21 protein-coding genes are annotated in these 23,815 nt (G+C 49.5%); 14 read left to right on the top strand and 7 right to left on the bottom strand.

The genetic code is table 11. The features are described from left to right. Positions 1-8 precede the first annotated feature (8 nt). The 3 genes from ACDC99_RS06470 (at position 9) to ACDC99_RS06480 (ending at position 2,801) form a co-directional block, all read left to right on the top strand. Positions 9-452, top strand: a complete 444-nt coding sequence (locus ACDC99_RS06470; RefSeq protein WP_022317681.1) for a deoxycytidylate deaminase — start codon at positions 9-11, stop codon at positions 450-452. Next, the gene (locus ACDC99_RS06475; protein WP_044073514.1) at positions 439-2,127 is read left to right on the top strand and encodes a S41 family peptidase; all 1,689 of its coding nucleotides are present in this window, start codon (positions 439-441) and stop codon (positions 2,125-2,127) included. Before ACDC99_RS06470 ends, ACDC99_RS06475 begins: the two co-directional genes overlap by 14 nt. 62 nt (positions 2,128-2,189) lie before the next feature. Further along, positions 2,190-2,801 (top strand): 5-formyltetrahydrofolate cyclo-ligase, encoded by a 612-nt coding sequence (locus tag ACDC99_RS06480; protein WP_278841414.1) that lies wholly within the window; start codon positions 2,190-2,192, stop codon positions 2,799-2,801. Here ACDC99_RS06480 and ACDC99_RS06485 read toward each other — a convergent pair. Then, positions 2,795-3,085 carry a DciA family protein gene (locus ACDC99_RS06485; protein ID WP_288576490.1) on the bottom strand — a complete coding sequence of 97 codons (291 nt, stop codon included), beginning with the start codon at positions 3,083-3,085 and terminating at the stop codon, positions 2,795-2,797. The genes ACDC99_RS06480 and ACDC99_RS06485 overlap by 7 nt on opposite strands. A 73-nt stretch (positions 3,086-3,158) precedes the next feature. Next, entirely contained in the window at positions 3,159-4,253 is a 1,095-nt protein-coding gene (gene recF, locus ACDC99_RS06490; protein WP_370756917.1) for a DNA replication/repair protein RecF, read from the bottom strand. A 259-nt stretch (positions 4,254-4,512) separates the two neighbouring features. On the opposite strand from recF, the gene ACDC99_RS06495 reads away from it, so the two are divergent. The 3 genes from ACDC99_RS06495 to ACDC99_RS06505 all read left to right on the top strand — a co-directional run bounded on the left by ACDC99_RS06495 (position 4,513) and on the right by ACDC99_RS06505 (position 6,671). Then, entirely contained in the window at positions 4,513-5,214 is a 702-nt protein-coding gene (locus tag ACDC99_RS06495; RefSeq protein ID WP_370756255.1) for a tetratricopeptide repeat protein, read from the top strand. Continuing rightward, positions 5,214-5,690, top strand: a complete 477-nt coding sequence (gene ribH, locus ACDC99_RS06500) for a 6,7-dimethyl-8-ribityllumazine synthase (RefSeq protein WP_022317675.1) — start codon at positions 5,214-5,216, stop codon at positions 5,688-5,690. The genes ACDC99_RS06495 and ribH overlap by 1 nt, the downstream gene beginning before the upstream one ends. Before the next feature lie 225 nt (positions 5,691-5,915). Continuing rightward, on the top strand, positions 5,916-6,671 hold the full coding sequence (locus ACDC99_RS06505; RefSeq protein ID WP_197070923.1) for an exodeoxyribonuclease III: 756 nt from the start codon (positions 5,916-5,918) through the stop codon (positions 6,669-6,671). Positions 6,672-6,991: 320 nt separating this feature from the next. Here ACDC99_RS06505 and ACDC99_RS06510 read toward each other — a convergent pair whose 3' ends face one another. Then, positions 6,992-7,546 (bottom strand): DUF4738 domain-containing protein, encoded by a 555-nt coding sequence (locus ACDC99_RS06510; RefSeq protein ID WP_320875254.1) that lies wholly within the window; start codon positions 7,544-7,546, stop codon positions 6,992-6,994. A gap of 210 nt (positions 7,547-7,756) precedes the next feature. Between ACDC99_RS06510 and ACDC99_RS06515 the strand changes: the two genes are divergently transcribed. Beyond that, positions 7,757-8,440, top strand: coding sequence for a DUF4230 domain-containing protein (locus ACDC99_RS06515; protein WP_370756256.1), 684 nt, complete (start codon positions 7,757-7,759; stop codon positions 8,438-8,440). 12 nt (positions 8,441-8,452) lie between these two features. Next, on the top strand, positions 8,453-9,064 hold the full coding sequence (locus ACDC99_RS06520; RefSeq protein WP_042518845.1) for a DUF4230 domain-containing protein: 612 nt from the start codon (positions 8,453-8,455) through the stop codon (positions 9,062-9,064). 301 nt (positions 9,065-9,365) lie between these two features. Here ACDC99_RS06520 and ACDC99_RS06525 read toward each other — a convergent pair whose 3' ends face one another. From ACDC99_RS06525 to ACDC99_RS06540, 4 genes are all read right to left on the bottom strand, one after another. After that, the gene (locus ACDC99_RS06525) at positions 9,366-9,791 is read right to left on the bottom strand and encodes an META domain-containing protein (protein WP_022317670.1); all 426 of its coding nucleotides are present in this window, start codon (positions 9,789-9,791) and stop codon (positions 9,366-9,368) included. Between the two features lie 127 nt (positions 9,792-9,918). Next, a complete protein-coding gene (locus tag ACDC99_RS06530; protein ID WP_044074571.1) occupies positions 9,919-10,950 on the bottom strand; it encodes a LacI family DNA-binding transcriptional regulator in 1,032 nt (343 codons plus the stop codon). Between the two features lie 769 nt (positions 10,951-11,719). Then, positions 11,720-12,808: a helix-turn-helix domain-containing protein gene (locus ACDC99_RS06535; RefSeq protein ID WP_302414900.1), complete on the bottom strand. Its 1,089-nt coding sequence runs from the start codon at positions 12,806-12,808 to the stop codon at positions 11,720-11,722. A gap of 322 nt (positions 12,809-13,130) precedes the next feature. Next, complete coding sequence (locus tag ACDC99_RS06540; protein ID WP_370756259.1) at positions 13,131-15,386, bottom strand: inorganic phosphate transporter; 2,256 nt, start codon at positions 15,384-15,386, stop codon at positions 13,131-13,133. 1,319 nt (positions 15,387-16,705) lie between these two features. Here ACDC99_RS06540 and ACDC99_RS06545 point away from each other — a divergent pair. From ACDC99_RS06545 to ACDC99_RS06570, 6 genes are all read left to right on the top strand, one after another. Next, positions 16,706-17,161, top strand: a complete 456-nt coding sequence (locus ACDC99_RS06545) for a PaaI family thioesterase (protein ID WP_370756261.1) — start codon at positions 16,706-16,708, stop codon at positions 17,159-17,161. A gap of 975 nt (positions 17,162-18,136) precedes the next feature. Beyond that, positions 18,137-19,084, top strand: coding sequence for a hypothetical protein (locus ACDC99_RS06550; protein ID WP_370756262.1), 948 nt, complete (start codon positions 18,137-18,139; stop codon positions 19,082-19,084). 52 nt (positions 19,085-19,136) lie between these two features. After that, a complete protein-coding gene (locus ACDC99_RS06555; protein ID WP_042517111.1) occupies positions 19,137-20,342 on the top strand; it encodes an ISL3 family transposase in 1,206 nt (401 codons plus the stop codon). A 42-nt stretch (positions 20,343-20,384) separates the two neighbouring features. After that, complete coding sequence (locus tag ACDC99_RS06560; RefSeq protein ID WP_370756264.1) at positions 20,385-21,977, top strand: hypothetical protein; 1,593 nt, start codon at positions 20,385-20,387, stop codon at positions 21,975-21,977. Between the two features lie 33 nt (positions 21,978-22,010). Further along, positions 22,011-22,196 carry a hypothetical protein gene (locus ACDC99_RS06565; RefSeq protein WP_370756265.1) on the top strand — a complete coding sequence of 62 codons (186 nt, stop codon included), beginning with the start codon at positions 22,011-22,013 and terminating at the stop codon, positions 22,194-22,196. 745 nt (positions 22,197-22,941) lie between these two features. After that, positions 22,942-23,664: a nucleotidyltransferase family protein gene (locus ACDC99_RS06570; protein ID WP_042518831.1), complete on the top strand. Its 723-nt coding sequence runs from the start codon at positions 22,942-22,944 to the stop codon at positions 23,662-23,664. Positions 23,665-23,815 lie beyond the last annotated feature (151 nt).

The raw sequence follows: 23,815 nt of genomic DNA on the forward strand, positions 1-23,815 counted from the left end.
CAAGAATCATGGACGACAAAGAGAAACAGCTCAGGCTTGACCTCAAATACCTGCGCATGGCAGGTATATGGTCGGAGAACAGCTACTGCGAGAGAAGAAAGGTGGGATGCCTTGTCGTGAAAGACAAAATGATAATCAGCGACGGCTACAACGGCACGCCAAGCGGATTCGAAAACGTGTGTGAGGACGAGAACAACGTGACTCACCCCTACGTGCTCCATGCCGAGGCAAACGCCATAACGAAACTCGCCCGAAGCTCCAACAACAGCGACGGAGCGACGCTCTACGTCACCGACGCTCCATGCATAGAATGCTCCAAACTGATAATACAGGCCGGCATCAAGCGTGTCGTCTATGCCAGGGAATACAGGCTCAGCGAGGGCATCGACCTTCTGAAAAGGGCTAAAATCAATGTGATACATCTTAATCCAGACGAATATGAGACAAAATAGACCCAACCGACTGACGCCGATGCTTATGGCAATCTGCGTGATAGTGGGTGTGGTGATCGGCACTTTCTATGCCAACCATTTCTCGGGCAACAGACTGAATATCATAAACTCGGGAAGCAACAGACTGAACAACCTGCTGCATATCATCGACGACCAATATGTTGACGACGTGAACATCGACTCGCTCGTTGATATGGCGATACCGCAGATACTTTCTGACCTCGACCCTCACTCGGTTTATATCAGCGCCGAAGACGTGCAGAGAACGCAGGACGACCTCAAGGGCTCGTTCTCGGGAATCGGCGTGGAATTTGTTATCCGACAAGACACCATCCACGTGCAGAACGTGGTGAAGAACGGTCCGGCACAGCAGGCCGGCGTGTTGGCCGGCGACAAGATAGTCAGCGTGGACGGAAAGCCTTTCGTTGGAAAGGTGGTGACCAACGAAGAGGCGATGCGCCGACTGAAGGGACAAAAGGGCACTAAGGTGAAAATCGGAGTGATGAGGTATGGATCGAAAGCCGTGAAATACTTCACCATAACGCGTGCCAACATTCCTCAGAAGAGCATTTCGGCGGTGTATATGCTCGATGAGAATACGGGATATATCAAGATAAAGAACTTCGGTGAGAACACTTACGCCGAACTGCTCGTGGCTCTGGCGGAACTGTCGCAGGAGGGATTCGCAAACCTCGTGATAGACCTGCGCGACAACACGGGCGGATATCTCGAATCGGCTGTGCAGATGATAAACGAGTTCCTGCCCAAGAACAAGCTCATTGTATATACCGAAGGAAGGAAATCGCCAAGACAGGAGTTCCGCAGCGACGGCAGCGGCAGCTATCAGAGCATACCGCTCGTAGTGCTCATCAACGAGGCGTCGGCATCGGCTTCTGAAATCTTTGCCGGAGCTATACAGGACAACGACCGCGGAACGATAATCGGACGCCGCTCGTTCGGAAAGGGACTGGTGCAGAAACAGATGGAATTCCCCGACGGCAGCATTATCCGTCTGACCACCGCCCGCTACTACACCCCATCGGGACGCTGCATCCAGAAGCCTTATACGGCTGGCGACAATGTTGACTACGAAGAGGACCTGCTGGCGAGATACCAGCACGGCGAATTCTTCTCACAAGACAGCATCAAGCACACGGGACCTGCCTACCACACCGGCATCGGCAGGACGGTGTATGGCGGTGGCGGCATCACGCCTGACATCTTCGTACCGGAAGATACTATCGGCATGACGTCATACCTGAAAGAGGCGAGCATGAGCGGACTCATCCTGCAATTTGCCTTCGTATATACCGACGACAACCGCATCAAACTGAACTCGTATAAGGAGATGATGGAACTGGCTGACTATCTGAAGAAACAGAACCTCGTGGACAAGTTCGCCACATTCGCCAACAAGAACGGACTCCAGAGGCGCAACCTGATGATAAAGAAGTCGCACAGACTGCTCGACCGCTATATCAATAGCCGCATCATATACAACATCCTCGACGAGAAGGCATGGACGCAGTATATCAACGGCGACGACAAGGTGATAGACGCTGCCCTCAACGTGTTCAAGAACAATGCGGCGTTCCCCAAGAAACCTCAGCCTGCTCCTAAAGCTGCCACAAAGAAGGCAGCAGCAAAGGGAAAGAAGCTGCATAATGGCAAATGAGGCGAAACTGGATGACGACCTGAACCCGACCATAATAATCTGACAAAGAAAAACTAACGGTTATGCTTACAAAGACAGAATTGAGAAAGGCTGTCAGACAGCTGAAGAAGCAACATACGCAAGAGGAACTCAAGGCGCTTTCTACCGTAATCACGGGAAAGCTCCTTGAGCTTCCATGCATCAAGGAGGCAACAACGGTGATGCTCTATTGTTCTCTGCCCGACGAGGTGTATACCATGGATATGATACACAGGCTGCACGGCGAGGGAAAGAAAATCGTGTTGCCAAAGGTGATCAGCGACTGCGAGATGGAACTGAGGGAATACGATGGCGACGCTGACCTGGAGGTGGGTAGCTTCGGCATCATGGAACCGTGCGGAAAACTCTTCACTGATTATGAAGACATCGACGTGGCGGTGATTCCGGGAATGGCTTTCGACAAGGACGGCAACCGCCTCGGCAGAGGAAAGGGATATTACGACCGCTTTCTGAACGCTGCCGGAAAGAGGGGCGTCAATGAAAAGTGTGAAAGCGGAAAAGGCGTCAATGAAAAGCGTGAAAACAGGAAGGGGAATACATATAAAATAGGTATATGTTTCCCGTTCCAGTTCGTAGATGCAGTGCCTGCCGACGAACATGACAACAGGATGGACATGGTGGTCTGCGGTCAATAAAACTTTATATCAGTTATTATCATGCTGCCCACCTCGGCATTGAGACGGGTGATGAGCCGCTGCTTCATCATGGAGAGATCTTGACGAAGGGCGGGATTCTTTATCTTCACCATCAGGGTCTGGTTCTTGATGAACTTCTCTCCGGTGTATGCCACCACGCCCGGCCCCACGACCCTATCCCATGCGTTTACAAGACGATGCTGGAGGAGCGGCGTCTCAAGGCCGTTGCGTCTCAAACAGAGATTGAGCACATCGGCAAGATTCTGTACATCACGTCTGAACATATATTTTCTCCTTTCCTTTTTTGATTCTTAATCCAATCCCTACAAACAGCCATCCGGCTGTGTGTATGTAGGTCTATACTATCTTTCCCCCCTCCACATTGAATATCCTGTAACTGGAGTCGCTCGCTTCGAGAATAGAGTCGAGATGGTCGCGGTTGGTGTCGGTGATGAATATCTGTCCGAACGCCTCACCTGAAACGAGCCTTACTATCTGTTCCACGCGCATGGCGTCGAGCTTGTCGAACACATCATCGAGGAGAAGTATCGGACAGGTCTTCGACACTGTGGCGGAGAGATAGTTGAACTGTGCCAGTTTCAGCGCCACCACGAAGGTCTTGTTCTGCCCCTGACTGCCCTCGCGCTTCATCGGGAAGCCATCGAGAAGCATCTCCAGGTCATCCCGGTGTACGCCATGCAGGGAATATCCCACGGCACGGTCTTTCATTCTGTCGCGACGGATAACATCGAGCAGCGGACCGCGCTGACAGTGCGACACATAGTTGAGACTCACCTTCTCCTTGCCGCCGGAGATTCGTGTATGGTAATCCTGAAACTGTGGCAGCAGCTCGCTGACGAAGGCCTTTCGCTTCTCGTATATCAGTTCGCCCTCCTTCGCCATCTGTTCCTCCCAGATGTCGAGCAGTGCGTCGTCTGGTTCTTCTTCCATCTTCAGGAGGGAGTTGCGCTGCTGCAATGCCTTGTTATATCTCGACAGAGCCTGCAGATATGTGGCGTCGGTCTGCGATATCACCACGTCCATCAAGCGCCTCCGCTCGTCGCTCGCTCCCTCGATGAGATATGTGTCTGAGGGGGAAATCATTATCAGCGGAATGAGTCCGATATGTTCCGACAGCCGCTTGTAGTCTTTCTTGTTGCGACGGAAACGTTTCTTCACTCCGCGCTTCATGCCGGTATAGATATCCAGTTCGTCGCCAGCCTCGTTTTCATACACTCCCTCGATTACACAGAAATCCGAGTCGTGGTTGATTACCGTGGAGTCTACGGAACTGGTGGCACTGCGACAGAAAGAAAGATAATACACGGCATCGAGGAAATTCGTCTTGCCCTCTCCGTTTGAACCGATGAAGCAGTTGATGCCCGGCGAGAGCTGGAGCGATGATTCCCTTATGTTCTTATAGCCGAGAATATTGATGTTCTTTAGATACATGACTTTCTTTCCGGAGTATTTTCTGATTATCAAATTTATTGTCTCACAATCTTTTTCCGTGGTGCCCGCTGCCTCTCGCATGGTCTCCACTAACCTCTGCCAACAGGGCTGGCATGGCGAAAATGATTGTTTTATCACTGCAAAGTTAAAGGTTTATGAGTCAAGAAAGAAAAAAAACAATCATAAATTTCAATATATGAGAATATTTACGTAATTTTGCCACGCTTTATAAATTAGGAATAATAAACAAAATCATAAAATGGCAATATCAGTTGAAAAAAAGGGCGCTGAGAACAAAGACAACGCTCTGAACAAGAAAGAGGCTGCCCTCATCAAGAACAGGAAGGCTCTCATCTACGGTGTGTTAGCAATCATCATCATCATCGCTGGCTATCTGGCTTACAAGACTTACTATGCTGAGCCAAGAGAGGACGAGGCAAGCACTGCAATCGCCAAGGGTCAGGATTACTTCGCAAACCAGCAGTTTGACAAGGCTTTCAATGGCGACGGTGCCGGATTCAAGGGTTTCAAGGCCATCACTTCTGACTATAGCGGAACTAAGGCTGGCAATCTGGCTAACCTCTATGCCGGACTCTGCTGCGCAAACCTCGACAAATGGAAAGAGGCTGCCAGCTATCTGGAGAACTATTCTTCTGCCGACGACATGATGATCAGCCCTGCTGCAGTGGCTGCCCTGGGTGACGCTTACGCTCACCTGAACCAGCTCGACAAGGCTGTGGAGTCTTTCAAGAAGGCTGCCAAGATGGCTGACGACGAGGCTGAGGACAACACCAACAACAGTATCTCTCCTACTTTCCTCATCAAGGCTGGCGAAATCCTTGAGAGCCAGAACAAGAAGGACGAGGCTCTGCAGATCTATCAGGACATCAAGAAGAAGTATGTCAACTCTGCCGCTTATCAGCAGATAGACAAATATATCGAAAGAGCTACAACAAAATAATGGCAACAGCATTACACAACTTGTCTGACTACGAGTTTGACAAGATACCCGACGCGAGCAATATGTGCTTCGGCATCGTAGTGGCAGAGTGGAACCCTGAGATTACGGGCGCACTGCTCAACGGATGTATGAGCACGCTTGAGAAGCATGGCGCTCTGCCTGAAAACATACACGTGAAGACGGTGCCGGGAAGTTTCGAACTTATCTATGGTGCACACCAGATGACTCTCAACGGCGGATACGACGCCATCATCATCCTGGGAAGCGTGATAAAGGGTGAGACTCCACACTTCGACTACATCTGTCAGGGCGTGACCTACGGTATCGCAAGACTCAACGCCAAGAGCGAGATTCCTGTAATCTACGGATTGCTCACCACACTCGACATGCAGCAGGCGCTCGACAGATGTGGAGGCAAATACGGCAACAAGGGTGACGAATGTGCAATCGACGCCATCAAAATGGCGAAGTTCTAAACAATGCGCTATTGAACGCAATTTTAAATCAGTAATAAAATCATCTATAATCGGGGCGGGCTGCATCAGGTCCGCCCTTATTTATACACAAGTTGACAAGTTGACAAGTTAACGAGTTGACGAGGAGATTAGTACACTGTTTACCAACTAAAAATCCTATTAAGCGAGAGACATGGGAATGTATTCACATTTCAGAGCGTGAGGATTTTATCAAAAAAAAATGCTATTATGAAATTGATATCATGGAACGTCAACGGACTGAGAGCCTGCGTGGGAAAAGGATTCAGCGAAATATTCAAAGAACTCGACGCTGACTTCTTTTGTCTGCAGGAAACGAAGATGCAGGAGGGACAACTCGACATCTGCTTCGAGGGTTACAAGTCGTATTGGAACTATGCCGAAAAGAAGGGATACTCCGGTACGGCGATATTCACCAGACACGAACCGCTGAACGTGTCGTACGGCATAGGAGTGGAGGAACACGACCACGAGGGAAGAGTGATTACGCTGGAGATGCCGGATTTCTTTCTTGTCACCGTTTACGTGCCAAACTCACAGAATGAGCTGCGCCGACTGGACTACCGTATGACATGGGAGGATGACTTTCTGGCTTATATCAAGAAACTGGACGAAAAGAAGCCGGTGATTTTCTGTGGCGACCTGAACGTGGCTCACGAGGAGATTGACTTGAAGAACCCCAAGACAAACCGCCGCAATGCGGGATTCACCGACGAGGAGCGCAACAAGATGACGACGCTGCTCAACAGTGGATTCACCGACACCTTCCGTTTCTTCTATCCTGACCAGAAGGAGATATACTCCTGGTGGTCATACCGCTTTCATGCGAGGGAGAAGAACGCAGGGTGGCGCATAGACTATTTCATCACATCGGCAAGGCTCAACGACCGCCTCGTGGGTGCAAAGATACACACGGAAATATTCGGCTCCGACCACTGTCCTGTGGAGCTGACGATAAGATAATTAGATAAAAAGATAATCAGAAAAACGGCATAATCACCGATTGGGGATAAGCCCCCAGTCACAGTCATTATGCCGTTTTTTATTTTTATCCCAAAGCGGTCATTAGGGCTTGCTTGTATTTTGCTTTTTAGAAGAGTGGATTTTGTTTGGCTTTTAATGAGTAATAGCGAGCTATTGCGAATTAAAAACAGGCAAAAGACACCTTATAAAAAGCAAAAGACTGCAAGCAGTTGTAAAATATGACATTAAACGGCCTAATGACCGATTTGGGTTTATATCTGCTTTATAAAGTTGACGGGCTGGACAGGGACTAAACGCCCTTACACTCCCTCGTCATCGCTTGAACTCTCGCCATTGGTGTCGCTCTGCTTCATAGAGAAGCTGCCGTCGCGGGAGATGGTGATGGAGATTGGGATATAGTCATCGCTGAGCTCATCAGGACATCCCACGCTGCCGAGGAACACGAGTCTTCCGTCTTTCACCTCAAGGAATGCCAGACCGAGGGCTGTAGACTTGGCGAGATAGGAAGCATCCACAATGTTGGAGTATGCCGCCTTGGTGAGTTCACGCCTTACGAACTCCGAACCGTCGGGTCTGATGATCGTCAGCATGAAGCGGTTGTCATAATACCGCTTGCCGTTGTCGTCGGTAAACTCATTGTCTGTGGCGCTGCGCTTCACGGTCACCTTATAGGTCTCGCCGCCCCACTCCACCTTTTCTGTGCGCTCAAACTCCGACATCTTCTTCGGACCGCTCTGAACGGGCTTTACAACGGGTTTCGTGGCTATTATATCTTTTGTCTTTTTTTTCTCCTCACACGAGGTGATGCCAAGCAGACAAAGTGCCGCAATGGCGAAAAATACGGTTTTCTTCATTCTTATGTCCTTTTCAAATAAAAGCATACTGCCCACTATCCGGCGTATGCAAGTCACTGTCTGCAAAGGTAATGCAAAAAAACGAGCCAGCGTGAAGTAAAGTCCTAAAAATGCTTTACCTTTGAAAGAATTAGGTACACAAAGCCTCATCAAACGTTTTTTTTCATTAACTTTGCATATATTCGACAATCCAAATAGCATTGAAACGAAATGATGAACAGACTATACTTTAACTTTCTTATTGTCTTTGCAGCACTAGCCATGGCCGGGTGCTCCCGGAAGCAGACTCCCCGGCAGCAGCCTGAATCTGTTGACACCATACCGATGCTGGTGATGCAGGTGCAGAAGTGTTCGCGCCTGTATACCGCGGAATACAAGATGCACAAGATAATAACCCACGATGACGAAATACGCATGAAGGGCAAGTTCCTCAACCAGGACTACGACGTGGCGCTGCCCATGGGCTCCCGAAAGATCGCCATACCTATCGACGCCACGGTGAAGGCGTATATCGATCTCTCCTCGTTCTCTGAGAAGAACGTCCGCCGCGTCGGAGACAAGATTGACGTCACGCTCCCCGACCCTCGCATCGAGATGACATCGAGCCGCATCAACCACGGCGAGATAAGAAAATATGTGGCTCTGACCCGACAGAATTTCTCCGACAAGGAGATGGCGGGCTATGAACAGCAGGGGCGACAGGCTATCATCAACGACATCCCGCAGACGGGCATCATGGAGATGGCAAAGGAGAGTGCGGCAAGGGTGATGGTGCCTTTCTTCTTGGGAATGGGATTCAACGAGAAGGACATAACGATATCGTTCCGCAAGGATTTCTCCGACAACGAGATAAAGAAAATGATTGTGACCGCAAGTGATGCGGAAAGAATATAGGAATGGGATATTATGGACAAGACCGGAAAAAACAAGATAACGCTCACAAAACTGAACATCATGCTATGGGCAGTGGCGGTGATTGCCGTGGTGGTATTGGTGTTTGGCTTCTGCCATACGGCGAAGACTTCATCGGCAAGGCTGGAGGTGGACGACAGGATCGATGTGACGCCTACCATCATAACGTCGATGAAACAGATCGGAGAATGGGAATTCCTCTCCGTAAACGACGAGGAACTGGTGGACACCATCAAGAGAGGATTCCTGCGCGACGACAAACTGGTGAGGATATACTACGGCAAACTGAGTCTTGGCATCAACATGCATGATGTGTCGCCTCGCTGGATTCGTCAGCAGGGGGACAGTGTGTTGGTGGCGCTGCCGAAGATTGAACTGCTCGACAAGGATTTCATCGACGAGGCACGGACAAAGGCTTTCATAGAGACGGGCAGCTGGACGGATGCCGACCGCGACTCCCTATACCACCGTGCCTACGCCAAGATGCTGACGCGCTGCCTCACTGAAGAGAACATCAAAACGGCAAGGGAGAATGCCTCTCTGCAATTCGGAAAGATGCTGAAGGCGCTCGGCATTGAGAAATTCGCCATATCATGGCAGGAGTGAACCACACAAAGCGATGATTAATCCCGAATAGGTCGTTATATTAAACCCGAATCGGTCGTTAGGGCTTGCTTGGATTTTGTTCTTTTAGAAGAGTGGATTTTGTTTGGCTTTTAATGAGTAATAGCGAGCTATTGCGAATTAAAAACAGACAAAAGACGCCTTATAAAAAACAAAAGACTGCAAGCAGTAATTAAAAAATACAATAAACGGCCTAATGACCGATTTGGGTTAAATTATCAGCCCCTCCTTTCTTGCGCAATGCGAAAAGGGAGGGGCTGATTCTATAAGACGGGATTGTCTCTTACTTTCTCTTCTCCAGCAATATCACGGTCTTGCCGCTCTTGTCGGTGAGCGTGAGTTTGCCAGTGCCGTCGAGAGAATACTTGGCTGTCTTTCCGAGAGCGTCGAGCACCTGGCGCTCCACTTCCATGTTGGCGCAGAGCATCCGTGTGCAGCCCATCTGACCGAAGTCGATGCCACCGTTGCCCTTCACCTTCAGTGTTCCTGTCAGTCTGTTGCATCCCGTACAGCCATACACGTTGTTGTCCTTGGCATCGAAACCCAGGAATGGAGCTTCCTCCACATCTGCCTTGTCCACCTTAGAACCGTTCACTTCCATTATATTCCACTCTCCGTTGAGAGCTGTAGCGTCGCCAACGCTCTTTGTAGAGCCGCACGACATCATCACGGCAGCAGCAAGGGCTGCCAATGCGAAATTTTTCTTCATGTGCTTGAAACTTTTGTTGATTGTAGTTTGTGTAATATCATGACGCGCTCCGGCATGACGATGCTGGGGGCGCATCACAAATATGAATAATCTTTTTCCTTAAGTAATACCGCTTGATGCAGCGGTTTTATGACTGCTTGCTATCTTTTATCTTTGCCGAGCTCTCCCTTATCATGAGTTTCATCGGCACCACCTCGTGGTAGCGCTTCGTGTCGCCCTTTATCACTCTCATCAGCAGTTCGCAGGCCAGGGTTCCTGTCTTATGCGACTGGTCTTCTATCGTGGAGAGCTTCGGTGTGACATATTCAGATGCCTCGGTGTCGGTGAAACCGATTATCGCCACATCCTCCGGAATCCGCAGTCCCAACGACTTTACCGCTGTGAAGGCGGCATAGGTGATGATGTCGTTGAAGGCAAGGATGGCATCGGGGCGGTTTTCCTTCTTCAACAGGCGTATCGTCTGCTGCTGTGCCAGTGCGAAGTTTATTTTGCCGCACACTATGATATCTCTGTCTATCGGTATCTTGTTTGCCTTGAGCGCCTCCAGATATCCGTGCTTGCGCCGCTTCACCATGTCGAGGTGGTTGGGACCTCCGAGAAACGCTACTCTCCTGCTGCCGGTCTTGATGAGATGCTCCGTTGCCTGCTGCGCTGCCTCGTCACCGTTTGCCACCACTTGTGAGAAGAGTTCCGGCATGCAGGTGCGGGCGAAGAACACAAGGGGGATTCCCATCTTGTGTATCTCCTCGAAGTGGGAATAGTCTGTGGTGTCTTGCGACAGACAGGCTATGATTCCTTCCACGTGCATGTTTATGAAGTTGTCGATAGCCTTCTCTTCCTTCAGATAGTCTTCGTGGCTGTTTATAGCCATCACCAAATATCCTTCCTGCGAGGCATAGTCTTCTATTCCGTCGAGTACAGCTGAATAGTAATGGGTCACGAGATTGGGCACTACCACTCCTATCACCTTCGGTGCTTCGCTTCTGAGGCTCTGTGCGAATGGATTTGGACGATAGTTCAGCTCTTTGGCGAGCTTCTGCACCCGCTCTCTGAGCTCTTCGCCCACTTCATGGCTGTTGCGCAAGGCTCGTGAAACAGTGGCGATGCTGACTCCGAGCTGCGCCGCCAGGTCTTTTAGCGATACTCTATGCTGTTTCATATAAATTCTTTATGATGTAATGAACAAGTCTATACAAAAAAAAAACACCGCCTCTGTTGGTGTCATACGCCGGTGATATGATACTACATATAAGTCGTACTATAATCAGTATGCAAATTTAGACATTTTGTTTGATTCTGCAAACGTTTGCGTGTTATTTTATCCCAAAAGGGGTATGACATTGCCACTTTTAGCATTAACTTTGCAGCGTGAATTCAAAAAGAGTAATGAATAGTTGATAATAAGTTAGTTAGAAAACATGTCGGTCGGGTTATGTTGCGAAACATATCCGACCTTTTTTTATACCCTTCTGGCAATCGGATTTGCATGGATTTATGATTGCTGAAGCACCTACATTTTGGGCACATTTTGGACAGCAACCGTGCCCAACCGGGGCAAGCACGTTGCCCAACCGGGGTAAGCACCGTGCCCAACATGGGCAAGCACCGTGCCCAAAATAAGGACAAATATTGTCTTTTTATCAACACAAAATAACCCGACGGCACCGCTGCCGCCGGGCTTCCCTTTTAAATCATCCAAGTATAGATAGTCTCCGGTTGGTATTCTACGTATTTTTTTCAGCTATTGCTGTTACTCGCCAGTAAAAGTCTTTGCGTCTGTCGTATATATGGATAGTTGGTCCTTTGTATAAGTATGTCTTAACATACAGCGCAAATTTACAAATATTCGTCCTTTTCAGAGTGTCAAACGGTAAAAATGGTGTGTCAATGCGTACAAAGCATTGATTCAGCGGCATTTACAATGGCCGTCAATTCTGACAATTTGACGTATTGACACTCCGGTACTCCTGCGGACTACAGTTGTTTTTCACCGAAAAGGCGCGGCGGAAGGTGGAAAGGGAGTTGAATCCCGACAATTCCGCCACCACATCCAGGGTGTAGTCTGTGGTAGTGAGCAGATTCTCCGAGTGGGAGATGCGGTAGCCGTTCACAAACTCATAGAAGGTGGTCTGCCTCTCCTTGTTGAAGAAGTTGCTGAGGTATGTTCGGTTGGTGCCCAACTTCTGTGCCAGGTCCACGAGGCGCAGTCGCGGTTCGAGATAAACCTTATCTACAGTGAAGAGTTTCTCAAGCTGTTCTGAAAGTAGCTTGATGCGTTCGTTGTCGCTTTCTTCCGTCTCTCCGTCGGCAGCAGCAGGGGCAAGGGGCTCGGCGGTTTCGGTCGGCAATGAGTCTATCACTTCTTTTATCACCAGCTCCTGTCTGTTGATGAAGTAGCACACCACCATCCATCCCACGAGCGACGACAATATATATATGGTGTCGATGAGGGTGGAGGGATATATGCAGTCCACCACCCAGATGCAGAGGATTATGAAGAAGAGCAGTGTCACTCCTCTCAGCCAGTGCAGGTTGATGTTCTCCTGATATGAGTATTCGTTCTTGAGCCAGCGGTGATAGCGTGGCAGGTCGTGTGCCACCCAGACGATGCACCACAGGCCATAGGCGAGCGACAACAGCCAGAGGAGCATATAGAAGAGGTCGTTATGCGTCACTACATAGAGCAGCGACATCACCACGAACGGCACTTCTGTCATCACCATCCACCTCGTCTTTATCCATCCCGGCCGGCACAGTTCCACGAGGATGAAGCCGTATATCGGCACGGCGATGATGTCTACACATGTGGCGATTGCCGACAGCGAGGGGTCGTAGGCGTTGTCGGTGTCTATGATGGCGAGGTCTTTCACATTCTGCAGCGCTATCATCAGCATGATGAAGGCTATCATGTGTTTTGCCCGCCCTTTGGATCGGAACCAGAAGAGCCATGCCATCATCGAATAGAACATGATGGCCATTCCGTATGTGATGAAAAGGTATTTCCAGTCGCCTGTCATGGTATGGTTATTGGGGATTGACTTTATGACTTGCAAATATAATACTTTTCCGCTGATTTACGTGCCAATTGACTTAAGAAAAATACTTATTATAACTCCGCATTCTGACATCAGCCCCCACGTAGCCTCCCCCGAAGGGGAGGGATAGATACTCTGATTATGGATAATCCTTTGATAATCAAACAGTCAAGAGTAACCGTCCCTCCCCTACGGGGGAGGTTAGGTGGGGGCTGAAGTCAATAGCCGAAGTAACTTATTCCTTCCCTTGGGGAAGGTCAGGATGGGTTTGAGGTCAGGTGGGGGGCTGAAGTCATCACACCTCTCACACTTTATCCTCTTCCAGGAACTTGCGTGCTGCCCTCAGCTGATGGCGCATGATGCTTATCAGTTCCTGGCTCTCCTGCAGCATGTTCAGATAGAGCATCGACACCTTCAGGTTTTGGGCGGCGTTGACATCCTGCTGCATACGGTTGATATGGCGGTCGCGGAGTGCCGACAGCTCGTCTTTACACTCGTCGCCGATGGTCAGCGTCTCGCGGTAGAGGTCGTAGCGGTTTGTCGATATCATCTGCTCCGTGTGACTCATCAGCTCGTTGATGCGGCGGCGCACCTCCTCAAACTCGTCGATATACTCCTTTGGCATCGGCTGGAAGTTGTTGTCGAGATGCTCCTTTATCGGGTCGAGCATACGGCGCAGGCAGTACATATACTGCTGGTTGCAGTTCACTCCCAGATGGAACCACGTGTTGCGCTCCAATGCTATGCGCTCCGGAATGCGGCGCATGGCGAGGAATTCCTGTCGGCGTAGCTTCTTCAGCGTTTCGCGCTCGCTGTTCACCTCTCTGTAGCTCACCTTGAGTTCCTTGAGTCTTTCGTTGCTCACGCCGTCCACGATTTTGTTGAACACATCACAGGTGAAGCGTGTCACGAAGCTCTGTGTGCGTCCCACATGCTTGCGCAGCAGGTCCCATACGATATCCTTGTCTTTCGTGCGCATCATCAGGTTGAAAATATCATCCTTCTTGTCCTCGGAACTCTTCTTCTTGTATGCCTGACCGCTACGCCAGAGCAGATAGATGTCGAGCACCATGAAGGCTATCATCACCACGAATCCTCCGAAATGCATCATCGTGCAAACCAATGCACAGGCGGCGAAGGCTACTCCTGCAGTGACGAACCATCCGCCGATTACCGACAGCACTCCGGTGACGCGGAACACAGCACTGTCGCGGCTCCATGCCTTGTCGGCGAGCGATGTTCCCATTGCCACCATGAAGGTGACATAGGTGGTGGAGAGCGGCAGTTTGTAGTTCGTTCCGATGATGATGAGCATGGCGGCGAGCACGAGGTTCACAGCGGCTCTCACTTCATCGAAGGCTGCTCCCTGGGCGAGCTCCATTTCTTCTTTGTTGAATCTGCTGTCAATCCATTTCGTCGAAGAGCTTGGCATGATTTTCGAGAGTCCGTTGCCCATATCCTGCACGGCGCGCACGATGGAGCGGGCTACTTTTGATGATCCGAACATCTCGTCGCCTTCGTCCTGACGGCTCAGGTCTACGCTGGTCTTCACCACATTCTGTGCTTTCTTTGATGTCGCCATCGCAACGATCATTATTATTCCTGCCAGCACCAGATATATCAGCGGACTCTTTGCCGAGGTCATCAGCGAGGTCATCATGAAGGCATTGGGGTCGCCGTTGCCGTTTGCCATGAAGTCCTGCATGGAGTCGAGACCGGCGAGGGGCACTCCGATGAAGTTCACGAGGTCGTTGCCGGCGAAAGCCATTGCCAGGGCGAAGGTTCCGAGCAGCACTATTATCTTGAAAACATTCACGCGCAGCAGATAGAGTATCTCGTTGAGGATGGTGGAAGCCACAAACACTACGACCAGCAGCATCTGGGTGTTGTCATTTATCCAGTTTTTTGTGGCGTCGCTGATGAACGGCGAACCGCCGAGTCCCTTGATGAAGATGAAGTATGCGAGGGCTGTGAATGCTATACCGCCGAAGATGGCGATGCTATAGCGCAGGTGTTTCTTGTATCTGAAGGTGAAGACGAGTCGCGAGAGCCACATCACGGCGGTACCGAAGAAGAAGGCTATCGCCACCGACACGAAGATGGCTATGATGACGCTCAGCGCCTTGCTGGAGTTCATCAGGTCAGTAATCATGAGCGACGGGTCGGCGTTCATCTTGAAGAGTGCCAGGATGAAGGTGGCACCGAGAAGCTCGAAGACGAGCGACACGGTGGTGGAGGTTGGCATGCCGAGGGTGTTGAAGATGTCGAGCACCACCACGTCGGTAACCATCACCGCCAGCAATATCGTCATCACCTCGGCGAAGGTGTAGTTGGCGGGGTGCATGATGCCATGGCGTGCCACGTCCATCATTCCGGCGCTCATCACCGCTCCTATGAGGACTCCTGCCGACGCTACAACAAGGACAGTCCTGAAGCGTGCCACCTTGGCACCTATGGCTGACTGCAGGAAGTTCACAGCGTCGTTGCTCACTCCCACAAACAAGTCGAACACTGCCAGCAAGAGCAGGAATGCGACTATCACAAAGTAGATTGTTTCCATAATTAATATATTTATCCGCTTGCAAAATTACTTTGGCAATATTACAAGCAGTTTAAACAGATATTACATTTCTGTTACAACGGCGATTTTTTCCTGTATTGTTCCGACGGTCTTCTCGCCCTGCCTGTCTGCAAGTTTTCTCTTTTTGGAAGTAATATGCGGATTGATAATGGGCAAACCTGATGTTTTTTTAGAAGGAATATGTAGTTTTGAACTGTAGGGAAACAACTAATATAACTCCGCATACTGATTTTAGCCCCCATCTAGCCTCAAACCCATCCTAACCTTCCCCAAGGGAAGGAACTGGTTACTCCAGCTAAAGGCTATCAGCCCCCACCTAACCTCCCCCGAAGGGGAGGGACAGATACTCTGATTACGGATAATCCTTTGACAATCAAACAGTCAAGTGTAACCATCCCTCCCCTTCGGGGGAGGCTAGGTGGGGGCTGAAGTCAGTAACCAGAGTAACTCGTTCCTTCCCTTTGGGAAGGTTAGGATGGGTTTGTGGTTAGGTGGGGGCTGAAGTCAGTAACCAGAGTAACCTGTTCCTTCCCTTGGGGAAGGTTAGGATGGGTTACCCTTCAGGAAAGTTAGGTGGGTGCTGTTATTCAATACGTATTGAACCAACATTGGGTTTATCCTGGTTTTCTTCTACAAAACACAGGACTATCATACAAACACACTGACATCAGCCCCCACCTAACCTCCCCCGAAGGGGAGGGACAGATACTCTAATTACGGATAATCCTTTGATAATCAAACAGTCAAGTGTAACCGTCCCTCCCCTTCGGGGGAGGCTAGGTGGGGGCTGAAGTCAGTAAGCAGAGTAACTCGTTCCTTCCCTTGGGGAAGGTTAGGATGGGTTACCCTCCGGGAAGGCTAGGTGGGTGCTGTTATTCAATACGTATTGAACCAACATTGGGTTTATCCTGGTTTTCTTCTACAAAACACAGGACTATCATACAAACACACTGACATCGGCCCCCACCTAACCTCCCCCGAAGGGGAGGGACAGATACTCTAATTACGGATAATCCTTTGATCATCAAACAGTCAAGTGTAACCGTCCCTCCCCTTCGGGGGAGGCTAGGTGGGGGCTCAAGTCAGTAAGCAGAGTAACCTGTTCCTTCCCTTGGGGAAGGTTAGGATGGGTTTGAGGCTAGGATGGGGGCTGTTATTCAATTCGTATTAACCACCCAGGGGCTTATCTATGTTTTCTTCGAAAAACCAAAACAAACCATCCTATTCCTTTGCCATTACCCGAAAAATCATTACTTTTGCTATCACATTATTATAAATAACGAAACAACAACCCGCTTATGAGAAAGATAACTAACCCGTTCGCCGGCATGGAAGGATTCCACTGCTTCGGCTGCTGCAAAGACAATGACCACGGCGTACACATGGACTTCTATGAAGACGGCGACGACGTAGTGTGCTTCTGGAAACCCGACGGCGAATACCAGGGATGGCGAAACACGCTGCACGGAGGAATACAGGCAACGCTGCTCGACGAGACGGCGGCATGGGTGGTGTTCAGGAAACTGCAGGTCATGGGCGTCACATCGAAGCTGGAACTGTCATACCGCCGCCCCGTGCTCACCACCGACTCGCAGATCACTCTCCGCGGACATATCACCGAACAGAAGCGCAACCTGGCTTTCGTAGAACTCACGCTGGAGAACTCCAAAGGGGAGGTATGCACCACGGCACGCGCCGTATACTATCTATTTACCCAGGAGAAGTCTAAGGAAAATGGCTTCACCGGCTGTTGAACCGAAGACGAAGAACTCCTGTTCTGACTTCATGGCAATGACTTGCCTTCTTAATGGCTCCTCATCTGATATCAGACAAAGCTGGGCAAAAATACGAACACACACTGGCATCAGCCCCCACCTAGCCTCCCCCGAAGGGGAGGGACAGATACTCTAATTACGGATAATCCTTTGATAATCAAACAGTCAAGTGTAACCGTCCCTCCCCTTCGGGGGAGGCTAGGTGGGGGCTGAAGTCAGTAACCAGAGTAACCTGTTCCTTCCCTTGGGGAAGGTTAGGATGGGTTACCCTTCAGGGGAGGGACAGATACCTTAGGCAATCAGTCTACCATCGGTTATCAGTCTGTCATCGGTTATCAGTCTGTCATCGGTTATCAGTCTGTCATCGGTTATCAGTCTGTCATCGGTTATCATAAAGAGGAGTAACCGTCCCTCCCCTTCGGGGGAGGCTAGGTGGGGGCTGATGTGATTGGCTGAAATCAAGATGCAAAGTAACTTGTTCCTTCCCTTGGGGAAGGTCAGGATGGGTTTAAGGTCAGGATGGGTTTGAGGTCAGGATGGGTTTTTAAATCACATGACACCAGCCCTCCTCTCTGTTAAAATATCATAACACATTAATTTTTTCTCACAACAAACACAATCTCCTACGGAAAAAGTCACTAACTTTGCATCGATTATATAAAAATCGAGTCAATAAAAGCCAGAGGCTGAAACAGAAATGCGGACGCCACTGCTGATAAAGCATATACATAAAAGCGGCGCATAAATGCGTTAGACATCTGAAATACAATTTTATTAATGCTAAGTAAGCTAAGGCTATAAAACGAACAAGAGGCGCAAGCCCACTAAAGCAAAGCCGAGGCAGCACAGTATAGAAGAGAAAAGGCATCAGTAAGTCAGTGTCGCCGCACAGATGTAGAATATATACAGAGAAAGATAATTCATTAGCAAGTAAGACGATAAATTAACTAGAAAATGAGATTAAAACATTTCCCAACAGGTTTATTGCGCTGCGGTATATCCAAGCGCAAGGCTAAACTTTTCGTGACAGCACTTATGGTAGCTGCCACAGCACAGACGTGTTTTGCACAGACTACTGGAACAGGAACAAGTGGCAAAGAGGGTGAACAGTCCAACACAGCATGGACAGGCTGTACACCTGAAGCCGCCAATGACCAAACCGTTTACCTTTATAACGTAGGTACCAAGCAGTTTCTTGGTAAGGGTGGCCGCTGGGGCACCGAGGCTACCATGAACGTGGAGGGTGTGCCGTTTACGCTGAATTATGGAAGTGGCACCTTCACGCTTACCTCACAGGTGAAGCAGGAAAGTGGTTCTTCCACTGGAAAGCTGACCTTGATGGATGGAAAAAACTCGGTGCATGACAAGGGCAATTATTTTGTTGACCAAAATGGATCTTCCTTCACCGCCACGAAGCAGGGTGACGGCTATGTGATTACTTCAAAAGCTACAACTTCAGGTAGCACTATGTATAATAAAACCTATAAAGTGGTGGCGTTAGGTGCAAACCAGAAGGCATATGCCAAACTCTCAAGCGCTGCTTGGTTGGAGGGCGACTCTACCGCCTACGCTACATGGATTATCGTGACGAAGGAAGAGCGCTTAGATGCTTTCGAGAAAGTAAACGACGCCCATAAGGCAGCTGTGAACGCCACCTTCTTGATGTCCGACTTCGACTTCGCCCGTAACGACAACTCTTGCTCGGAATGGAAGACAGGGGCTACCTCCACAGGAACCACCACAGGAACACTCTCTTATAAGGGCAACAAGGTCTGCAAGCCAACGGATGCTATTCCTTCGACCATTAAGGAGTACACGTACACCAGTAAACATGATTATGATTATAAATTTTTTGGTTCTTCCGTTAAATGCATAGATAGAAAAAAAAATTTTATATTATGATAAAAATAAAGCTGGCATCATCTATCTTTGTAGTGACCAAACTCAATGATAAATGAATGCCAGCATAATGCATAAAGCTTTTGGCATATCCTTGCAAGAATGTTTGGATATGCGTTGCGAAAGTAATAAAATAGTTTTGAATATCCAAACTCCATCAGACAAACTTTGCTGTCCGGAGTGTGGAAGCCATAATGTAGTCCGTAATGGTTTCACGGCCAGACGCTTTGTGAGCGTGCCGATAGGTTGTTCAAAGACTTTCGTCGAGATGAAGATCCAACGTGTCAAATGTTCTGATTGTGGCTGCATAAAGAACGAGGATGTCGATTTCGCAAAAGGCAAGCGCAGGCATACGACCGCTTTCGCCAATATGGTTATAGACTTGTCGCGCTTTGCAACTATACAGGACATTGCATGGTTCCTGGATGTATCTTGGGACATGGTGCGGAACATACAGATGGAGTTCCTGCAAAAGGAGTATGGCAGCCCTGACCTTTCAAACCTCAGATACATATCCATAGACGAGTTCGCTACCCACAAGGGACAAGTTTACAAGACGATAGTCGTAGACTTGGAAACCGGGCGGATTGTCTTTGTAGGTGACGGTAACGGCAAGGCTTCGCTTGAGGAATTCTGGAACAAGCTCGGAGACAGAAAGAATGACATAAAAGCCGTATGCACAGACTTGTCGTCTGCTTATACGGGGGCGGTAACGGCAAATCTCCCCAATGCCTCTCTTGTCGTGGATCATTTTCATGTGGTAAAGCTCATGAATGAAAGGATAGACCAGTTGCGCCGCCAGTTGTGGCATGCTGAGAAAGACGTTAACAAGCGTAAGGTAATCAAGGGCACGCGCTGGATATTGCTGAGAAACGGCAACGACATCTTTGACGCAAAATACAAGACAAGACTTGACAATGTGCTGAACTTGAATGAACCGTTGATGATTGCATATTACCTGAAAGAAGACTTGAGGGAAATATGGAACCAAACCAACAAGGATGATGCAGAATTGGTGCTAAACGAATGGGTGCGGCAGGCCATGGATTCAAAAATACAGCCATTGGTCAAAATGGCTGCTACCTTGCGGGCCTACAAGCCATATATACTTGCATGGTATGACTACCCGATATCAAATGGCCCTACTGAAGGTATAAACAACAAGATTAAAGTGCTGAAAAGACAAATGTATGGATTCAGAAATGATGAATTCTTCACGTTAAAGCTATACGCTCTACACGACAAGCGTCTACGCATTTAACGGAAGAACCAATTTTTTGGGGGAACCCAGAGTCATACTTCTGTGATCGTAACCACGGAGGATCATGAAGCTACTTGGGAAAGAGAGTGCCAGGAAGCCTCAGAGCATGGTCGTGGTTATACAACAACAGTTATTTACGAGAAGAAGAAAACTGAGGACAAGGTTGTTGAGGGTTACACCTACTACTTAGGTAACGGTTACGACGAAGGAGAATACACCACCGACCCCATCACAGGCAAGACGATGAGTCAAAAAGAGAACCGTCAGCAATCCTACGGTGGTGCTTGGACTGCCAACATCCACGGTGCCCGCGGTTCGGTGGTGCAGACCATTCCCACTAAGAACATGATCAAGGAGGGTTGGTATCGCGTGAGCTGCGTGGGCTTCACCACCGCCACAAAGGGTATCGCTCGCCTCTATGCCGCAGCAGGTATGGGTAACACTACCGGTTCGGCCACGGCACAGAGCGAAAAGTTTGCTACCGCCAGCTTGCACCGGATTGATCCTGCCAACAAGCCCGCCACCTATGTGGCCGCTTCGAAGCTCCTCGACACGCCCAACGTAAACACCTACGACGCTTCGGTGAAGGTGTATGTGTCGGAGAAGACCCCAGGAGTCTATGAGACGCTCTCGTTTGGTATTCAGGTGGGTAGCGCTGCCGACGAAAGCCAGGACGCCGATGCCGAGGCATGGACCTGCTTCGACAACTTCAAGATTGAGTACCTCGGTACGCCCCCCAACACGCTCATCCTCGATGAGGACCAGGAGGACGGCGCCTATATCAATGCCCAGGCAGCGGACGACAACAAGACGCTCCAGAAGTCGGTGGTTTACCTGCACCGCACCATGAACACTGACAAGTGGAACTCACTGGTGTTGCCCATCAGCCTCAATGTGGGTCAGGTGAAGAGCATCTTCGGCGACCAGGTGCACATCTCTGAGTTCAAGGGTGCATACGATGAGAATCACCCGCAGCGCATCATCTTCGACCCGATCACTGCCAACCGCAACGACCCCAATGCCATCGCTATCGAGGAGGGCAAGCTCTATCTCGTGAAGCCGACGGCCGACGGTGGCATGCCTCAGGGACAGCCGGAAAAGACGTTCACTTACGGTGACAAGACCATCTCGGTGACGAACTACTACACCATCGTGGGTGTGACCTTCAAGCAGAAGAAAGATGTGAAAGACATTAACTACAGCGCTCGCGTGGAGGGCACAAAAGGCTCTGAGGAGTATGGAACAGCCCAACAGGTGCAGTTTGTGGGTACTTACGTGAACTGCTACGACAACAACAACATTCCCGCCTACTCCTATGTGCTCAATGGCAACAACGTGGGTGGCACAACCGGCCTCTGGTACTACCGCACCGTGCCGACCAAGACCAAGGGTTTCCGCGGATGGCTGCAGTCGGTTAATGGCCAGGTCTCAAAGGTCTTCGAGTATGAGATTGAGGGCGTGGTCGAACAGGTGAACGGCAACACGACAGCCATCGACGGCATCGAGGCAGCGCAGCAGCACAGCGCCAACATCTACAACCTCAACGGACAGCTTGTGCGCCAAGGCGCCACCTCTACCGAGGGTCTGCCCAGCGGCCTCTACATCGTAGGTGGCAAGAAGTTGGTAGTGAAGTAATCCATAGGTTAAACTCTTTAATCAGCAATAAACATGAAAAAGCAATATATAAAGCCCACAGCCGTTAAGGTGGCAGTGAAGGGCACCCTGATGCACACCGGAAGCATTCAGAACACCACTGGGGATGTGCAGACAGGTGTACAGGAAAACGATAAGGATGGTTTCGAGGCCGGTTCTAAGGATCACAGCACCAACCTCTGGGACCAGTGGGAGGATTAACCCCCAAGCGAATGTCACCCCGACATTCCTAACAACATAGATGTTTACAGGCGGATGTGTCCGTTATCGTAACAGTAACGATATTTTATTTCGGAATAACTATCCACAAGCCGGCCGTCAACGATGACAGCCGGCTTGTTTTGCTTATGTGAGCCATGAAGATCGTAGCGATAGAGCAACGCGTGCTGGACTCGGTATACCCTGGGTATTTTATCGTATTATCCCAAATCGGTCATTAGGGCTTGCTTGTATTTTGCTTTTTTAGAAGAGTGGATTTTGTTTGGCTTTTAATGAGTAATAGCGAGCTATTGCGAATTAAAAACAAGCAAAAGACGCCTTATAAAAAGCAAAAGACTGCAAGCAGTTATTAAAATTATACATTGAACGGACTAATGACCGTTTTGGGATTATCATTGGTACGCCCTGAAAGGGCAAAAGCGTTAATCCCTAAATACATATTCCTTGTTGTATTTTGCTCATTGACAAATACTCTGGTTTTTAGACAATATAAGAGAAACACTCCATAATCGAAACATGCAAATCTGGGTATAAACAGACGAGGAGCAAGGAATCACATCATCTACTAACAAAAAAAACTTAAATAGAAGAAATTGTTTTCTTATTACAGAGGATTTAGATAACTTTGCAGAATATAGGCACTTGAAGGAAAACAAACGACCTAATGACCGATTTGGGTTGAAGTCTGCAATAGCAAAAACCTCAACTGACCACAACGACAAGAGATATGAGATACGCAATAATAGCAGCCGGCGAAGGATCAAGGCTCGCCACCGAAGGAATAGATATGCCGAAACCACTCGTGGAGGTGAATGGCGAACCGCTCATCGATCGCCTGATAAGGATATTCGCTGACAACAACGCCGAGGAGATTGTAGTGATCTGCAACGACAAGACGACACTCGTCAGCAGCCACCTGATGAAGATTCAGGAGGACGGACTCAACGGCAGACGCATCCCGCTGCGCTTCGTGGTGAAGAGCACACCCAGCTCCATGCACAGCCTATACGAGATAAGCCGGTATCTGGAGGGCGCACCATACTGTCTTACCACCGTGGACACGATATTCCGCGAGAAGGAGTTCAGCAACTATATCATGGCTCTGAACGACGCGATGGAGACATATTCAGCTGACGGACTGATGGCGGTGACCGACTATATCGACGATGAGAAACCGCTGTATGTGGATACCGACGGGACGATGACCATCACAGGATTCCTCGACCATAGCGACTCCTGCCGATATATCTCCGGAGGCATCTACGGACTGTCCCCAAAATCCATCGCCACGCTGCATGCCTGCATAGAGCGCGGAGAGAGCAGGATGAGGAATTTCCAAAGGGCTATGGTGGCTGACGGACTGCATCTGGAGGCCTTCCCCTTCAGCAAAATCCTCGACATCGACCACAAGAGCGACATCGGGAAGGCTGAGGAGTTTTTGAGAGTATGAAGCCTCTCCTAACCTCCCCTAAAGGGAAGGGACTCCAAAGCGCATACACATCGGCTGACATCTGCTACAACGACGTCAATAGCCTCGCCGCTGACAACAGCCCCCACCTAGCCTCCCCCGTAGGGGAGGGACTCAAAAGCCTCCTCCTAAC

Source organism: Prevotella pectinovora (genome assembly GCF_041323955.1).
GTDB lineage: Bacteria > Bacteroidota > Bacteroidia > Bacteroidales > Bacteroidaceae > Prevotella > Prevotella pectinovora.

What these genes read in the sequence shown, in the direction of transcription:
- ACDC99_RS06470 (WP_022317681.1), top strand. Translation starts at nt 9, where the DNA reads ATGGACGACAAAGAGAAACAGCTCAGGCTTGACCTCAAATACCTGCGC.
- ACDC99_RS06475 (WP_044073514.1), top strand. Translation starts at nt 439, where the DNA reads ATGAGACAAAATAGACCCAACCGACTGACGCCGATGCTTATGGCAATC.
- ACDC99_RS06480 (WP_278841414.1), top strand. Translation starts at nt 2,190, where the DNA reads ATGCTTACAAAGACAGAATTGAGAAAGGCTGTCAGACAGCTGAAGAAG.
- ACDC99_RS06485 (WP_288576490.1), bottom strand. Translation starts at nt 3,085, where the DNA reads ATGTTCAGACGTGATGTACAGAATCTTGCCGATGTGCTCAATCTCTGT.
- recF (WP_370756917.1), bottom strand. Translation starts at nt 4,253, where the DNA reads ATGTATCTAAAGAACATCAATATTCTCGGCTATAAGAACATAAGGGAA.
- ACDC99_RS06495 (WP_370756255.1), top strand. Translation starts at nt 4,513, where the DNA reads ATGGCAATATCAGTTGAAAAAAAGGGCGCTGAGAACAAAGACAACGCT.
- ribH (WP_022317675.1), top strand. Translation starts at nt 5,214, where the DNA reads ATGGCAACAGCATTACACAACTTGTCTGACTACGAGTTTGACAAGATA.
- ACDC99_RS06510 (WP_320875254.1), bottom strand. Translation starts at nt 7,546, where the DNA reads ATGAAGAAAACCGTATTTTTCGCCATTGCGGCACTTTGTCTGCTTGGC.
- ACDC99_RS06515 (WP_370756256.1), top strand. Translation starts at nt 7,757, where the DNA reads ATGATGAACAGACTATACTTTAACTTTCTTATTGTCTTTGCAGCACTA.
- ACDC99_RS06520 (WP_042518845.1), top strand. Translation starts at nt 8,453, where the DNA reads ATGGACAAGACCGGAAAAAACAAGATAACGCTCACAAAACTGAACATC.
- ACDC99_RS06525 (WP_022317670.1), bottom strand. Translation starts at nt 9,791, where the DNA reads ATGAAGAAAAATTTCGCATTGGCAGCCCTTGCTGCTGCCGTGATGATG.
- ACDC99_RS06530 (WP_044074571.1), bottom strand. Translation starts at nt 10,950, where the DNA reads ATGAAACAGCATAGAGTATCGCTAAAAGACCTGGCGGCGCAGCTCGGA.
- ACDC99_RS06535 (WP_302414900.1), bottom strand. Translation starts at nt 12,808, where the DNA reads ATGACAGGCGACTGGAAATACCTTTTCATCACATACGGAATGGCCATC.
- ACDC99_RS06540 (WP_370756259.1), bottom strand. Translation starts at nt 15,386, where the DNA reads ATGGAAACAATCTACTTTGTGATAGTCGCATTCCTGCTCTTGCTGGCA.
- ACDC99_RS06545 (WP_370756261.1), top strand. Translation starts at nt 16,706, where the DNA reads ATGAGAAAGATAACTAACCCGTTCGCCGGCATGGAAGGATTCCACTGC.
- ACDC99_RS06550 (WP_370756262.1), top strand. Translation starts at nt 18,137, where the DNA reads ATGAGATTAAAACATTTCCCAACAGGTTTATTGCGCTGCGGTATATCC.
- ACDC99_RS06555 (WP_042517111.1), top strand. Translation starts at nt 19,137, where the DNA reads ATGAATGCCAGCATAATGCATAAAGCTTTTGGCATATCCTTGCAAGAA.
- ACDC99_RS06565 (WP_370756265.1), top strand. Translation starts at nt 22,011, where the DNA reads ATGAAAAAGCAATATATAAAGCCCACAGCCGTTAAGGTGGCAGTGAAG.
- ACDC99_RS06570 (WP_042518831.1), top strand. Translation starts at nt 22,942, where the DNA reads ATGAGATACGCAATAATAGCAGCCGGCGAAGGATCAAGGCTCGCCACC.